Source organism: Parasutterella sp. (assembly GCF_057870745.1).
Window position 1 is genome coordinate 18647 of sequence record NZ_DBMALT010000004.1, and the last position, 14232, is coordinate 32878.

General features: G+C 51.2%; 13 protein-coding genes. 10 read left to right on the forward strand and 3 right to left on the reverse strand.

Features of this window, described 5'->3' with window-relative positions; all coding sequences use genetic code 11:
* Window positions 1–11 precede the first annotated feature (11 nt).
* Complete coding sequence (locus ACZND6_RS01970; RefSeq protein ID WP_489524340.1) at window positions 12–2534, reverse strand: DNA topoisomerase III; 2523 nt, start codon at window positions 2532–2534, stop codon at window positions 12–14.
* Window positions 2535–2712: 178 nt separating this feature from the next.
* Here ACZND6_RS01970 and def point away from each other — a divergent pair, with 178 nt between their 5' ends.
* Entirely contained in the window at window positions 2713–3240 is a 528-nt protein-coding gene (def, locus tag ACZND6_RS01975; RefSeq protein ID WP_370749137.1) for a peptide deformylase, read from the forward strand.
* 1 nt (window position 3241) lies between these two features.
* On the opposite strand, the gene ACZND6_RS01980 is transcribed toward def, so the two are convergent.
* Window positions 3242–4138, reverse strand: a complete 897-nt coding sequence (locus ACZND6_RS01980) for an alpha/beta fold hydrolase (RefSeq protein WP_370749139.1) — start codon at window positions 4136–4138, stop codon at window positions 3242–3244.
* A 90-nt stretch (window positions 4139–4228) separates the two neighbouring features.
* Here ACZND6_RS01980 and fmt point away from each other — a divergent pair, with 90 nt between their 5' ends.
* The 7 genes from fmt to ACZND6_RS02015 are packed head-to-tail and all read left to right on the forward strand — an operon-like array spanning window position 4229 to window position 13014.
* Window positions 4229–5203 carry a methionyl-tRNA formyltransferase gene (fmt, locus tag ACZND6_RS01985; protein WP_370749141.1) on the forward strand — a complete coding sequence of 325 codons (975 nt, stop codon included), beginning with the start codon at window positions 4229–4231 and terminating at the stop codon, window positions 5201–5203.
* Entirely contained in the window at window positions 5200–6504 is a 1305-nt protein-coding gene (gene rsmB / locus ACZND6_RS01990) for a 16S rRNA (cytosine(967)-C(5))-methyltransferase RsmB (RefSeq protein WP_370749142.1), read from the forward strand. The genes fmt and rsmB overlap by 4 nt, the downstream gene beginning before the upstream one ends.
* Window positions 6504–7073: a DUF4390 domain-containing protein gene (locus tag ACZND6_RS01995; protein WP_370749144.1), complete on the forward strand. Its 570-nt coding sequence runs from the start codon at window positions 6504–6506 to the stop codon at window positions 7071–7073. Before rsmB ends, ACZND6_RS01995 begins: the two co-directional genes overlap by 1 nt.
* A complete protein-coding gene (locus tag ACZND6_RS02000) occupies window positions 7074–9326 on the forward strand; it encodes a sensor histidine kinase (RefSeq protein ID WP_370749146.1) in 2253 nt (750 codons plus the stop codon).
* A gap of 48 nt (window positions 9327–9374) precedes the next feature.
* A complete protein-coding gene (locus ACZND6_RS02005; protein WP_370749148.1) occupies window positions 9375–10088 on the forward strand; it encodes a response regulator in 714 nt (237 codons plus the stop codon).
* Window positions 10089–10118: 30 nt separating this feature from the next.
* Window positions 10119–11531, forward strand: coding sequence for a Trk system potassium transporter TrkA (gene trkA, locus ACZND6_RS02010; RefSeq protein WP_370749150.1), 1413 nt, complete (start codon window positions 10119–10121; stop codon window positions 11529–11531).
* Between the two features lies 1 nt (window position 11532).
* Window positions 11533–13014 (forward strand): TrkH family potassium uptake protein, encoded by a 1482-nt coding sequence (locus ACZND6_RS02015; RefSeq protein WP_489524341.1) that lies wholly within the window; start codon window positions 11533–11535, stop codon window positions 13012–13014.
* A 67-nt stretch (window positions 13015–13081) separates the two neighbouring features.
* Here ACZND6_RS02015 and ACZND6_RS02020 read toward each other — a convergent pair whose 3' ends face one another.
* Window positions 13082–13435, reverse strand: a complete 354-nt coding sequence (locus ACZND6_RS02020) for a DUF1840 domain-containing protein (protein ID WP_489524342.1) — start codon at window positions 13433–13435, stop codon at window positions 13082–13084.
* Between the two features lie 131 nt (window positions 13436–13566).
* Here ACZND6_RS02020 and ACZND6_RS02025 point away from each other — a divergent pair, with 131 nt between their 5' ends.
* Together ACZND6_RS02025 and ACZND6_RS02030 are read left to right on the forward strand one after the other, a co-directional pair.
* Window positions 13567–13974, forward strand: coding sequence for a PTS sugar transporter subunit IIA (locus ACZND6_RS02025; protein WP_489524343.1), 408 nt, complete (start codon window positions 13567–13569; stop codon window positions 13972–13974).
* Window positions 13961–14230 carry an HPr family phosphocarrier protein gene (locus tag ACZND6_RS02030; RefSeq protein ID WP_489524344.1) on the forward strand — a complete coding sequence of 90 codons (270 nt, stop codon included), beginning with the start codon at window positions 13961–13963 and terminating at the stop codon, window positions 14228–14230. Before ACZND6_RS02025 ends, ACZND6_RS02030 begins: the two co-directional genes overlap by 14 nt.
* The last annotated feature ends 2 nt before the right edge of the window (window positions 14231–14232 follow it).

Below are 14232 nucleotides of genomic sequence, written 5' to 3' on the forward strand. Positions count from 1 at the left end.
CTTCAGACGACCTAGGCTTCCGCTTTTTTAGCCGTTCTGGGGGATCTTTTGGCGCCGGCCGGTGCCTTCTTATCGCCGGTCTTTTCCTCGAACTTAAATCCGATTTTGCCCTTGCTGTCCGTGACCAGATAAGCCGAGAATTTTCGTTTTGTTCGGTTAGAGACAAAATCGTGCAGCAGATCCGTGGAGCCGGTGGAAAGAAGCTTACTCATTTCCTCGCGGCTGATCAGCTGCTGCAAGATGACTTTAGAACTGCGGAATGAGCACTTCTTCTTCGCATTCGGATCGAGGTGATCCTCGCAGACGTAGGCGTTTTCCGTCTCATAGACATTCTTGCCGCAGACAGGGCACTTTCCTACGGGCTCGGTTTTGCGCAGTTCTGCGAGATCGACAGTTTCACGTTCCGGCTTCTCTCCGAAATCAAAGTCGATTTTGAAATCAGGCGCCGGTCCGAGCTTGAGCACCGCGGAGAAGGGCCGTCCCATTTTGCTGATGAATCCGTCAAGCGGTCCGATCTGACCTTTCGTTAGCAGTTCATCAACTTCTTCAGGCGCAAAAGTTCTTCCGCCGGGATGTTTCGGAATGCTGTAATCGCACGACGTGCATGCAAATCGTCTGTAGTTTTCGACAATTTTTCCGCCGCACTTCGGGCAGGGAGCTTTCAGCGTCGCCGGGTTGCTCAGCGGAACTGTGTCGGCGCCGTAGCTTTTTGCCTGATCCACAATACTGCGGGTGAGGTCACCGATCTCTTTCATAAAGTCTTTGCGGGAAAGCTGTCCCTTTTCGATTTGAGACAGTTTGTATTCCCATTCACCGGTGAGTTCGGCCTCGGAAAGCGTTTCGATATTCAGGCCCTTGAGGAGAGTAAGGAGCTGGGAGGCCTTTGCCGTCGGGATCAGTTCACGTCCTTCACGAATTAAGTAGCTTTGAGCAATAAGCCCTTCGATAATTGCCGCGCGTGTAGCCGGGGTTCCGATACCTTTCTCGGACATTGCGTCACGCAGTTCAGCTTCTTCTACGGTTTTACCTGCGTTTTCCATTGCGCTCAGCAATGTTGCTTCCGTGTAGCGGGCCGGTGGTTTTGTCGCCAGTCCGAGCGCATCCGATTTGACGGTAAGCGGTGTTTCGCCCTTTGCAACCGGAACTAACTCGCTGCCGGAATCCTCGCTTGTGCGGCCGTAAACTTCGAGCCAGCCGGGGTGCTGCATGACTTTTCCTTCACTCACAAAGTGATAGCCCTCAACAACGGTCGTACGCGTCGTATTCAGGAATTGAGCGGGAGGATAAAAAACAGCGATAAAGCGTTTTGTTACGAGGTCGTAGATCTTCTGCTCTACTTCCGACAAAGTTCCTTTAGGGACTTGGCCGGTCGGAATGATGGCGAAGTGGTCACTGATCTTGGCATTGTTGAAGATTTTTTTAGTGAACACGACGTAGTTATCCTGCAGAGCCTTCTGTGCAAATTTGCCGAGAGAGGATGTTTGGGCGATGACGCCTAAAGTCTCTTTAACGGTCGGAAGATAATCTTCCGGCAATGCGCGGGCATCCGTACGAGGATAGGTGAGCAGTTTGTGCTTTTCGTAGAGCGCCTGAGCAATGGAAAGCGTTGTTTTGGCGGAGAAACCGAAGCGGGAGTTAGCCTCGCGCTGCAGCGTAGTCAGGTCGTAAAGGGCAGGGCAAGAAGAAGTGGAGGGCTTAGATGTTTCAGTGACCGTACCCTTCTTTCCTCTGACCGCATCGGCAATTTTCTGTGCTTCTTCAGCAGACCAAAGCCTTTCTGCTTTCAAGTCAGGATCCGAACTCTTTTTAAAAGCAGGATCAAAATATTTGCCTTCGTATACGCCGGCGCTGGCTTTGAAGTCGGCGTGAACCTCCCAGTAATTGCGAGGAACGAAGTTTCGAATCTTTTCTTCACGGTTTACAACGAGCGCGAGTGTAGGCGTCTGGACTCTGCCGACGGTCGTAAGGAAAAAGCCGCCGTCCTTACTATTAAATGCTGTCATGGCACGGGTGCCGTTGATACCCACCAGCCAGTCGGCTTCAGAACGACTCTTGGCCGCATCAGCGAGAGGCTGCATTTGTTCGTCCGTGCGCAGGTGCTTGAAAGCATCGAGGATCGCATTTTTTGTCATGGACTGAAGCCATAAACGGTAAATCGGCTTCTTGTTCTTTGCTGCTTCCATGATGTAACGGAAGATCAGTTCGCCTTCACGTCCTGCATCACAGGCGTTTATGACTTTATCGACCTCTTTACTCTTGAGGAGTTTTTTGAGGCCGTTCAATTTGGTTTCGGACTTTTTAATCGGAGCGAGGTCAAAGTGAGAGGGGATAACCGGGAGGTTTGCGAAGCTCCATTTGCCTCTTTTTACTTCGTACTCTGTCGGCTCCTTGAGCTCAAGCAGGTGACCCACTGCGGAAGCAACGATATAAGAATCTCCTTCGTAGTGGTCGCCGACCTTTTTTAAGCCGCCGATGGCCCGTGCGATGTCTCCTGCAACAGACGGTTTTTCGGCGATGACAAGTGTTTTGCCCATTTTTAATCCAATAATTATGTACTTATGTCTTTTTCTAAATTAGCACTTTTTCAAAGATGCGGTGATTTCTTTTCCGTTAATCAACATGTAACAGGTGTTTTAGTCTGTATATAAGTAGTTGCAGCGACGAGTATTATTAAAGGTTTACAGATAACAAATTGATTTTTGGAGCATAAAGTTGGCTTTACTTCCGATTCTTAAATATCCTGATCCGCGGCTTGCCACCAAGGCAGCAACGGTTACGGAGTTTGACGACAAACTCAAGCAGCTTGCCGCTGATATGGCCGAAACAATGTACAAAGCTCCCGGCGTAGGTCTTGCCGCCACACAAGTCGATCGCCATATTCGATTGATTGTGATTGATATCACCGAAGAGAAGAATGACTTGAAGGTCTTGGTTAATCCGGAACTTGTTGAGTCAAGCGAAGAGACCAAACCCTGGGAAGAGGGCTGCTTATCGCTTCCCGGTATTTACGATAAGGTCACCCGACCGGCTCAGGTAAAGATTAAGGCTCAGGACTTGGAAGGAAACTATTTTGAATTGGAATGCGACGGACTTTTAGCCGTTTGCGTTCAGCACGAAATGGACCACTTAGATGGCTTGGTTTTCGTGGATCATCTGAGCATGCTTAAAAAACAGCGCATTCGTCACAAGATTCGCAAGATGCGTCTGGAAGAGGAGCGGGCCGCAAAGGAAGAGGCCTAAGCTAGGCTTCCGCTTGCCACACGAGAGAGGCGATCGATCGCGTGATTGCCCCGAAATGGATCGGGGGCAAGTCGTGACCCATCCGCGGCAGGGCGAGAAATTCAGATTTAGGAATCAAGTCGGCGACTTCTTTTCCCGCCGCCAGCGGGAGGAGGGGATCGTCTTCGCCGTGAATGACTAACGTCGGAGCTGTGATCCGAGCGATGTCGCCCGACCGGTCTCCGCTTGCCAGAATCGCCAGAAGCTGACGTTCTCCGGCAGTTTGATCGATCTCATAGCGGCTCATCTCATGAAGGAGCTCGTGCCTTTCCTGCGCCGTGTACTCGTATGCCGGGCTCTTCAAAGTCATAAAGACCTTTTCGAGGTGTTTTTCCCTTCCTTCCTCTGTCGAGAGATCTCCCGAGTGCGTAAGAATGGAATAAATAGCGCGCAGTTTTCCGAGACCGGTCCGCGGATTTCCCGAAGCTGACATGATGGACGTGAGAGAAGCGACTCGGGAGGGGCGGATGGATGCTAAGGTTTGTCCGATCATGCCGCCCATAGAAGCGCCTACGACGTGCGCTCTCTGAAGACTTAACTCATCAAGCAGCTGAACCAGGTCAAGGGCCATGTCTTCGAGTAAATAAGGTGCCTGGACAGGAAGGCGCAGAAGCGTCCTGCCGATGGCAGCGGGAACGGACATAGACGTTTTCAGATGGGAAAAATGCTCAGAAAGACCGGCGTCCCGGTTATCCACGGTGATGACGCGAAGGCTTTTTTCAAGAAGCATGGAAATAAAGCTGCGGGGCCAGCCGGCAGCCGGCATTCCCAGTCCCATGATTAATAGGACTGCCGGAAGCTGTTTATCTCCGAACACCTCGTAGTGAAAGCGTCCCGTTTTTAAGTGAGCGAAAGGCATGAGTAAACCACCGAAAATAGTCAGCTTTGATTATGAAACATTCGGCTCCGTCATTACAATTTCAATTCTGATTCGGGTTAAGAGGACAATATGAGAGTTATTTTTGCAGGGACGCCGGAGTTTGCGGCCAAAGCTTTAGAGGCTTTAATTCAAAGCGAACATGAAGTCGTGATGGTTTTATCTCAGCCGGACCGACCTGCGGGCCGCGGCCGCAAGCTGAAAGAAAGCGCCGTGAAAGCACTGGCCAAGCAGCACGGTATTCCTGTTTACACGCCGCTGTCTCTCCGTGTCGAAAAAGGCGGCGAAGAAACGGCCGAAGTACTGTCAAAAATGCAGGAAGCGCAAGCGGACGTTCTTGTTGTGGCTGCTTACGGACTGATCATTCCTCAGTTTGTTCTCGATATTCCCTTAGGTGTCCTGCCTCAAAAATTCCCGACGCTGAAAGCCGTGAATATCCATGGCAGTCTTCTTCCGGAGTGGCGAGGTGCGGCGCCGATTGCCCGTGCGATTGAGCGCGGTGACAAAGAAACGGGGATCACGTTAATGCAGATGGATGCCGGACTTGATACGGGCCCGATGCTCATGAAGCGTTCCGTTCCGATCACCGATAAGGACACGGCCGGCGAACTTACAGAGGTGCTTGCCCGACTCGGAGCCGAGATGCTGATTGACTATCTGCAGGATCCGCAGGCCTATCCGCCTGTTCCTCAGCCCGAGGGGGCCACTTATGCATCTAAATTGGCCAAGGCGGAGGGCCAAATTGATTGGTCGGCTTCTGCCGACAAGATTGCGGATAAGGTCAGAGCCTTTAACCCCGTGCCCGGCTGCTTCTGCGTCTGCGGGGATGAAGTACTGAAAATCTGGATGGCTTTTGCCGAAGCAGAACAGAAAACAAGCCAAGCACCCGGGACCGTCATTGAAAGCAGTGCTAAAGGAATTTTAGTTGCCTGCGGGGAAGGCTCTGTTTTGCGTATTACGCGTCTGCAGAGGCCCGGAGGAAAGCAGCTGGATGTTCGTGACTTTATCGCCGGTCACGCTTTTTCCAAAGGAGAGGTTCTTAAATGAGTTCTGCTGCCTTAGCCGTTACTCTTACGCAGACGATTCCGCTTTGGATCGGCGTCAAGAAGGGCTTGTCGATAGAAAAAGTCCTCGAAGGGCTGCCGAAAGATTCTGAAAATCGAAGCGCCTGCCAAAGCGTTCTGTATACAACCGTACGTCAGAGGGCTTTGCTTCAGAAGCTTTCCTCGGATCTGATCTCGCGCGCGCCCGCAGACGAGGTACTCGCATTAATAGAGCTTGCGCTTGGACTGCTGTCCGAAGGGAAGGAAAAGCCATTTACCGTAGTCAATGAAGCCGTCGCAGCAGCGAAACATTCCCGCAAAATGGTAAAGGCGGCCAATTTCGTCAATGCGATCTTGAGGCGCTTCGGCAGGGAAAAGATTGAACTTTTAGCGAAAGCTGAAAAGCTGCCGTCGGTACGCTTTAATGCACCTGATTGGTGGATCCGCCGCTATGAGGCAGTGTTCGGATCGCAGACGCCGGAGATTTTTGCACTTCAGCAAAAACATCCTCCGATGACAGTTCGCGTCAACACAAGAAGCGTATCTGTGGAAGAGGCGCAGGCCAAAATGGAAAAGGCAGGGATTCCGACCGAGCGCGTCGGCAAATTCGGTCTGATTTTTCTTGCTCCGAGACCGGTAAAGGATGTTCCCGGTTTTCTTGAGGGAGAGGTTTCGGTGCAGGATGCCGGAAGCCAGCTGGCGGCCGAACTCCTCGATGCTAAGGAAGGAATGCGGGTCCTGGACGCCTGTGCAGCACCGGGCGGTAAGACGGCTCATATTTTGGAGCTGGCTGACGCGGATATGACAGCGCTTGAAATTGATCCTAAGCGTGCGTCACGGATTACTGAAAATCTGGAGCGACTGGGCTTAAAGGCGAAAGTAACGGTGGCAGATGCGGGTGATCCTAAAAAATGGTGGGACGGCCGCCCCTTTGATAGGATTTTACTTGATGCTCCGTGTACGGCGTCGGGGATCGTGAGAAGACATCCTGACATTCCCTGGTCAAGAAAGCCCGAGGATATTGCCAAACTTGCGCGAACTCAAGGAAAGCTTCTGGAGACAATGTGGCCCCTCTTGGCAAATAATGGCAGAATTCTATATGCCGTCTGCTCGGTTTTTCCCGAGGAAGGGCCGCGCGGGATCGAGGCATTTTGCGCCCGCCATCCGGATGCCAAACTGATTCCGATCGGACCGAAAGGTGAAAAACTTTTATCGCTTTCTCCCGCTGAGGGACCGCAGGAAACCGGTTCTGTTTGGCCCGGCACGCACGACGGATTCTTTTACGCTTTACTTGAGAAAATTTGATGTCCTTAAAGAAACTGCTGGCGATCACGCTCCTTGTCTTGGGCACTTCGATGAGTGCTCAGGCTTCGGACGTTGTCGTGCCCGTCGACCCGATTATCGAAGGACAGGAGATGCCGGCGAAGGGTTTGTACTTCAGCAGCAGTTTCGAATTCGAACTCAGTTCCGAAGTTGAGGACGTCCTCCAGAGAGGGATCACGCTTTATTTTGTGATCGAAGTGGAAGTGGAAAAGAAGCGATGGTACTGGTTCGATCGCCCTATTTGCGGCATCAAGGAAACCATCCGTTTGAGCTTTAATCCTCTTACCCGCAGCTACCGTGTTGCAATCGGCGGTATGACGCAGAGTTTTTCTTCTCTTGAAGGGGCGCTGAGATTCATTAAAACGATTAATAATCTATACGTCGGCACCTACCGGAATCTTAATCCGGAGGATTATGAAGCGCGGGCTCGTTTTTATTTAGATACTTCTAAACTTCCGCGGCCGTTCCAGGTAACGCTGAGAAAGGACGACGGCTGGAATTTGAATTCGGGATGGTTTGACGCCGAAATTAAAGGCGCCGGGGAGAAATAAATGTCCAAGTACTTCCGGCTTGGGCTGATCGCAGTGATCGGCGTGAGCTGTGTACTGCTCTTCCTTTTAGTATTGGCCAGCCAGAACAGTACATTTTTTGAAAAATACTACACACTGCTCCTTTGGCTTAACACCATCATCGCGCTGGTATTTCTCGGACTTGTTTGTGTTCTTTTGTACCGACTCTACCGCAGAGCTCAAAAGAAAAAATACGGCGTAAAAATCCTCTCTAAATTTGCCTTGGCATTGGGTCTGACCGGCGTAGTGCCCGGGATTTTAATTTTTGCGACATCCGTGCAGTTTCTCCATACCTCCGTCGAATCCTGGTTTGACGTCCGAGTAGAGCGCGCACTGGATTCCGGTTTGACTTTGGGCAGAGAGGTTCTGGAGAACTTTCAGAGTTCTCTGCGGCAAAAAGCGCATGCTATTGCCAATGAAATTTCGGAAACACCTCCGACGAATTGGATGACGGTATTGGATGCAGCTCGAGAACGCCAAGGGCTGCAGGAAGCCATTCTGGTTAACTCCGCCGGCAATTTCATCACGGTCAGTGCGAGCTCTTTTAGGAGCCTGGTTCCCAGTGTTCCGACAAATCGTGTGCTTCAGACAGTCCGGACAAGAGGTTTTTGGCAGCAAATCGACGATGAGGCCGGAGGAATGCAGAAAGCCCGGGTTATCGTGTCCGTGCCGTCGGTAGAGAGCATTGCGTCATTTGCTTATCGAACCGAGCAGCCCGACTATCTGAAGGGGCGCTCTTCAGTTCTGCAGCCAGCCGGCTCCGAGACCGTATTTTTAGAGGTCGTGGATAACGTTCCTCCTTCCCTGTCAACGAACGCCGACACACTTATGAACGGCTACAGGGATTACCAGGAAATGGTGCTCGCGCGGGCGGGGCTAAACAATATTTATCTTATTTCTCTGACGCTGGTGCTTTTGCTCTCCATGTTCGGCGCCATTGCTCTCTCCGTGATTATGGCTAACAGAATCAGCCAGCCGCTGATGATGCTTTTGGAAGGTACGCGGAAAGTTGCAGAAGGCAAATACGATTTGATTCCGGAAGTTAAAGCCGACGACGAAGTTGGTGAACTTGCTCGCTCTTTTAACCGCATGACCGAGCAGCTGGCCCAAACGCAGGCGGCCTTAGTCCGACGCGGCGCAGAGCTTGAACAAGCTAAGAGCTACTTGGAACGTATTTTGGCCAAGATGTCTTCCGGCGTTATTGTTTTGAACAATGAGAAGAAGATTATTTCGGCTAACTCCAGTGCTTCCAGAATTTTGGGTATTCCGCTGACAGATCGGCTGGGCTCGGAATTTGCTCAGGCTATTCCGGGCTTTGCGTCTGCGGTCGTTGAGAAATTGGTGGCGCAGACCGATGAACGAACGGATATTACGCTTCAGTGCGAATACCAGCGCCCCGAGAGCGCCGTGACAAAACAAAATCTTTTTGCGAGAGCCACGCGTCTTCCGATCGGTGACGGCCAGGGATATTTGATTGTTTTTGATGACGTAACCGCCCTTGTTTCTGCCCAGCGAACCGAAGCATGGGGAGAGGTCGCCCGCCGGCTGGCTCATGAAATCAAGAATCCGCTGACGCCGATTCAGCTGGCTGCCGAACGTGTAGAGATGAAGATCGGCGAAAAACTGGAGGGACGTGACAAGGAGATTCTTGAGCGGGCGACTCGCACGATCGTCAATCAGGTAACGGCCATGAAGCAGATGGTCAATGATTTTCGTCTCTATGCGAAGATCGGTGCGCCCCACTACGACAAGCTTGATTTGAAAGCATTCATTGAAGAAGTGGTGAAGTTTTATCAGGCGGCCGGTATCCACATTGATCTCATTCTGCAGCCCGGGCTTCCTGCCGTAGAAGCCGACCAAAATCAGCTTCGCCAGGTCTTCCACAATCTTTTGTCGAATTCCATGGAGGCGGTACCTGACAAAGACAAACTGGTGGTTACCATCCGAGCCTCAGTGGCAGAAGACGAGAACGGCGACGTGGACGGGGTAGAGCTGGACGTTGCAGACAACGGTCCCGGCTTTACCGATCAAATTCTCGAACATGCTTTTGAGCCGTATGTCACAACGAAGTCTTCGGGCACCGGGCTCGGTCTTGCGACGATTAAGAAAATTGCCGAAGAACACGGCGCGATGGTTGCAGCAGAAAACCGTAAGGATATCGACGGAAAAGTCTGCGGCGCAAGGCTTATCTTTGTTTTTCACCGTCTTTGGCACGAACAAAGCCGACCGAATTGATTTGGTTCGGTAAAATGAAAAGAATTGTTTTATTACAAATAGAAAAACATGGCAGTAATTTTGGTTGTTGACGACGAAATCGGAATTCGGGAACTTCTCTCTGAAATTCTTTCCGATGAGGGCTACGGAGTTCTTTTAGCAGAGAATGCAAGTGCAGCAAGATCTGCAATGACACAGCACCCGGATTTGGTTCTGCTTGATATTTGGATGCCGGACAATGACGGTGTCTCTCTTCTTAAGGAGTGGAATGCGACCGGCCAGCTTAACGTTCCGGTGATTATGATGAGCGGCCACGCGACGCTGGATACGGCCGTGGAGGCGACGAAATTCGGCGCAGTAGACTTTTTGGAGAAGCCTATTGCTCTGTCCCGATTGATCAGCTCGGTCAAAGAGGCGCTGGCTAAGAGCCCTCGTGAACCAAAGATCGGAGCTGCTGTTCGTCCGCAATACAACCGTGCCGAACCGGCGCCGGTTCGATCCGGCGTTCAGGCGCCTATTCCGGCTGCTCCGGCGCCGCTTCAGTCCCAGGAGAAATCCGGCAGTGCTTCCGGTTCCCAGCTTCTTGAGCAGGTGGATTTTTGCGCGCCGCTTAGGGAGGCAAGGGACCAATTCGAACGCATTTATTTCTTAAACCTTTTAAAACGCGAAAATAATAGTATTACGCGAGTGGCCAGTTTTGCAGGACTGGAGAGAACCCACCTGTATCGCAAGTTAAAACAGCTAGGAATCGAAGTCGGCAAAATCGGCAAAGCAAAAGAGTAGTTCTTTGCTTTGAGTAACTAAGGAGGAGAAATGCGGATTCTGATCATCGGAGCGGGAAAAGTCGGCTCCTCCGTCGCAGGCAACTTGGTGTCCGAGTCCAATGACATCACGATCGTGGACACTAATAAAGCCAAGATTGCCGAGATTCAAAGCAATTACGACCTCCAAGGGATTGTGGGTGACGCCACCTCACCGTCCGTTCTCGCTGACGCCGGCGCCGTCGACGCTGACATGATCATTGCGGTCACCGCAAATGATGAAACCAATCTTGCCGTGACGCTGATTGCAGAACAGCTTTTTAATGTTCCTTCCCGTATCGCACGCGTCCGTAATGACGAGCTCAGAGAGTATCCGGCGCTTCTTTCTACCTCGGGTTTTCGTGCGACCTCAGTGATCTGGCCTGAGGAAGCGATTACCAACTACATTGTCCAGCTGATTACTTACCCGGAAGCGCTCCAGGTGATTGAGTTTTCCGACGGAGACGTAGTGCTGATGTCGGTAAAGATCGTCAGCGCATCAAAAATGTGCGGACGTCCCGTCAGCGCACTGCAGGACGAACTGCCGAGGGTTAAGGTTCAAATCGTTTCCATCTATCGACAGAAGTACCGGTTGGACGACATTGACGGAAAAACAGTCTTAGAGGCCGGCGACGAAATTTTCTTCCTTACGACGAAGGCCTGTGCACACGCCGTTGTGAAAGCATTCCGAGTAAAAACGCGGCGTTCGGACCGCGTCATGATTGTTGGCGGCGGCAGCTTAGGGCTGCAGCTTGCCAAAGCGCTGGATCAGGTCGAGACCGTTTCAGGAGATGCTTACAACGTCAAGATTATTGAGTCGGATATTTCCCGCTGTCAGTTTTTATCTCAGAACCTTTCCAGCTCCGTTCTTGTGCTGCACGGCGACATGACTGACGAGAGCCTGTTTATCGACGAAGGTATTGCCAACACAGACCTTTTTGTCGCGGTCAGCAACGATGATGAAGACAATATTATGAGTTGTCTGCTGGCGAAGAAACTCGGGGCTCACCGCGCGATTACGCTGATTAACCGCACGGACTATATCGATTTGGTTGAAGGGACCAGTATTGATATTGCTTTCTCTCCGACGGAAGCAACGCTGTCGGATCTGCTGCGGCATATCCGTCAGGGCGACGTGTTGTCGGCCCATACGCTGCGCAGAGGAGGCGCAGAGGTGATGGAAATCGTCGCTCACGGCTCTGCTAAAAACTCAAAAGTTATCGGACGGCCGGTGGACAAGATCGCTATGCCTCAGGGGACGGCGATCGGATGCATTCTGCGAACGGTCGCCGGCGTTCAGGAAGTATTTATGGCGAACGAAGTACCGGAAGTGCTCGACGGAGACCAAGTGATTGTCTTTATGGGCAACAAGCGCCAAATTTCCGAAGTGGAAAAACTGTTCGCGCCTTCCGTAGGATTCTTCTAAGATGCAGCTGCTGCCGCCAGTCCTTCGCCTGATGCTGCTCCCCGTACTTAATGTTCTGGGACCGATCATCATCGGCTTTTCTCTGTCGATGCTGATTCCGCTGGCATTGTCTTTATGGAAGAAGGACGGAGCCTCTGCCGGTTTTGAAATTGCTTTCTGCATTACGTTTTTCACCGGGCTGCTGATGTGGCTTCTGACACGGCGCTACAAGCGAGAGCTGATTCCTCGGGACGGCTTTCTTTTGGTTACGATGGCCTGGGTTCTTTTGGCTTTAGCCGCAACGATCCCCCTTTACGTCAATATCGAAGGCATTTCCTTTGTGCATGCGTTTTTTGAGGCGACTTCCGGTATTACGACGACCTGCGGCACCATTCTCTCAGGGCTGGACAGACTGCCGCTCAGCGTGAATTTTTGGCGGTGCTTTCTTGCATGGATGGGCGGTATCGGAATTCTGGTGATGGCGGTAGCCGTGCTCCCTCTGTTGGGCGTCGGCGGCTCGCAGATTTTCCGGGCGGAAAGCTCCGGTCCGATGAAGGAAGGTCGGCTTACGCCTCGAATTGCCGATACGGCGAAGGCTTTCTACAACATTTATTTGGCGATCTCCGTGGCATGCGCCGTCTGCTATCACTTTGCAGGGATGGATTGGGACGATGCCATCATGCACACCTTTACCACGGTCTCTTTAGGCGGCTACTCCAGCCATGACGCGGGCTTTGCCTATTGGCCGGGCAGAGCTGTGGACTGGGTCTGTGTGGTTTTCTTATTGATCGGGGGCATTAACTTCTCCATGCACTTTATTGCGTGGAGAAAGCTGTCTTTGAAGGTCTATTGGAAGGACGTGGAGACCTGCGGGTGGATCGGAACGGCTGCCCTTATTTCGATTTTCGCATCCTTCATGCTGGTTTATTCCAAGACGTACACCAATGTCTACGATGCAATTTATTACGGCGTGACGAATACGGTTTTTGTGATCAGTACCAGCGGCTTTGCCAATACCAATTACGGCGAATGGCCGCTGGTCGTCCAGTTAATGATTCTTTTCGGATCATGTTTCGCAACCTGTGCGGGATCGACGGGCGGTGGTTTTAAGATGATTCGTGCGATTGCATTGGTGAAACAAGGCAACTTGGAATTTAAACGTATTCTTCACCCGCGTATGGTGCGTCCGCTGATCATCGGAAATAAGGTGATTGATAAGCAGATTATCTTCTCGGTGATGGCGTTTTTAATGCTCTACACCGTGATTGCGCTGGTTAGTACGATTGTGTTCCTGCTTTCGGGGCTTGACGGCTTGACGTCGTTTTCGGCTGCGCTGTCCTGTCTGAATAATTTAGGGCCTGCTTTAGGAAGTCTCGGACCGTCCTATAACTTTAGCTCCTTGTCTGATTTCCAGGTTTTGTTCTGCTGCTTCCTGATGGTTATCGGACGTCTTGAGCTTTTCACAGTTCTCGTTCTCTTTACCCGCGGGTTCTGGAGAGCCTAAAGTCCAAGATAAGAAAACGAAAAGGACGGTGAGAATCCGTCCTTTTGCTGCTTAAGAGGTCAGTCTATCAAACGCCCCACACCACAGGTGTGTCGTCCTTGAGGCTTAGTTCAAACATTTCCAGCAGCGGGTAGGCCCTTTGCGTGAAATAAACAGGCTGTTCGATCGAGGGCTTCTTTTCCTCATCTAAATCCTTGCCTTCCCTAAAAAGTTTGTCCTCGCGTTCACGGACCGCTTTTAAGTATTCTTTTTCCTTTTCCATCTCGGTCTTCAGTGCCGCGATGGCAGCCGGCAGCTCTTCAGGCGTGAGAACACCGCGGATGCCCAAGGGTTTTCCGATGACTTTGAAAACCTTATCAGCCGTTTCACGGAACATGTAAATTTCGCCTGCAGCATTGCTCTTAAACGTAACGATCGCCATGGTGACCTCAATGAGTGAAAGAAATATTTTAGATGGAATGCAGGCCTGAGGAAACCTGAGAGGCTTTAAATGAGCGACCGAAGGCACCGTCCATATAAAATGTCGTTATCTTTTACGAGGAAGTTTGAAGAATGGAGAAATTGCCCAAAGGGATCATCTTAGCGGCACACAAACCGATTGCCAGTGCCATGCTCAAGGCCGCAACCCAGATCATGGGGCCGATTGATCACTGTGCAGCAGCCGATATTGATTCCGACGCGGAAGAGAAAGACCAGTTCGAACATCTAAAGAAGGTTTGGGATTCGGTTCAAACAGATGAAATGATTATTCTTTTGGATATCGAGGGAGCAACGCCCTGCAACGTATTAAAGAAATACACCAGCGGGAAACGATGCATGGTTGTGTCCCCTTTGAGCTTTCCTTTGTTCTTTAAGATGCTTACCTATCGTTCGCTGAGTTTTGAAGAGCTGCGGGCAAAGGCTCAGGAGATCCGTCCCGTTATCTGTATTCCCGGAGAGTGCACCGATGAAAACCATTGAAGTAGAAGTCATTAATCGTCTCGGACTCCATGCTCGTCCGGCCGCCAAGCTTACCCAGAAAGCGAATGAATTCTTAAGTGAAATCAAGATTGATAAAGACGGCCGCGTTGTGAACGGAAAATCGATTATGGGCGTCATGCTTCTAGCTGCTTCTAAAGGCACGGTTTTAAAGATTAGCGCCGACGGAACGGATGAAGAGTCCGCTCTTCAACAGCTGAAAGAGCTTTTTGATACCAAGTTCGGAGAGCACGACTAATC

Bases quoted from the DNA above. Each gene is read 5' to 3' on its own strand.
- ACZND6_RS01970 (WP_489524340.1), bottom strand. From the start codon at position 2,534: ATGGGCAAAACACTTGTCATCGCCGAAAAACCGTCTGTTGCAGGAGAC.
- ACZND6_RS01980 (WP_370749139.1), bottom strand. From the start codon at position 4,138: ATGCCTTTCGCTCACTTAAAAACGGGACGCTTTCACTACGAGGTGTTC.
- fmt (WP_370749141.1), top strand. From the start codon at position 4,229: ATGAGAGTTATTTTTGCAGGGACGCCGGAGTTTGCGGCCAAAGCTTTA.
- rsmB (WP_370749142.1), top strand. From the start codon at position 5,200: ATGAGTTCTGCTGCCTTAGCCGTTACTCTTACGCAGACGATTCCGCTT.
- ACZND6_RS01995 (WP_370749144.1), top strand. From the start codon at position 6,504: ATGTCCTTAAAGAAACTGCTGGCGATCACGCTCCTTGTCTTGGGCACT.
- ACZND6_RS02000 (WP_370749146.1), top strand. From the start codon at position 7,074: ATGTCCAAGTACTTCCGGCTTGGGCTGATCGCAGTGATCGGCGTGAGC.
- ACZND6_RS02005 (WP_370749148.1), top strand. From the start codon at position 9,375: ATGGCAGTAATTTTGGTTGTTGACGACGAAATCGGAATTCGGGAACTT.
- trkA (WP_370749150.1), top strand. From the start codon at position 10,119: ATGCGGATTCTGATCATCGGAGCGGGAAAAGTCGGCTCCTCCGTCGCA.
- ACZND6_RS02015 (WP_489524341.1), top strand. From the start codon at position 11,533: ATGCAGCTGCTGCCGCCAGTCCTTCGCCTGATGCTGCTCCCCGTACTT.
- ACZND6_RS02020 (WP_489524342.1), bottom strand. From the start codon at position 13,435: ATGGCGATCGTTACGTTTAAGAGCAATGCTGCAGGCGAAATTTACATG.
- ACZND6_RS02025 (WP_489524343.1), top strand. From the start codon at position 13,567: ATGGAGAAATTGCCCAAAGGGATCATCTTAGCGGCACACAAACCGATT.
- ACZND6_RS02030 (WP_489524344.1), top strand. From the start codon at position 13,961: ATGAAAACCATTGAAGTAGAAGTCATTAATCGTCTCGGACTCCATGCT.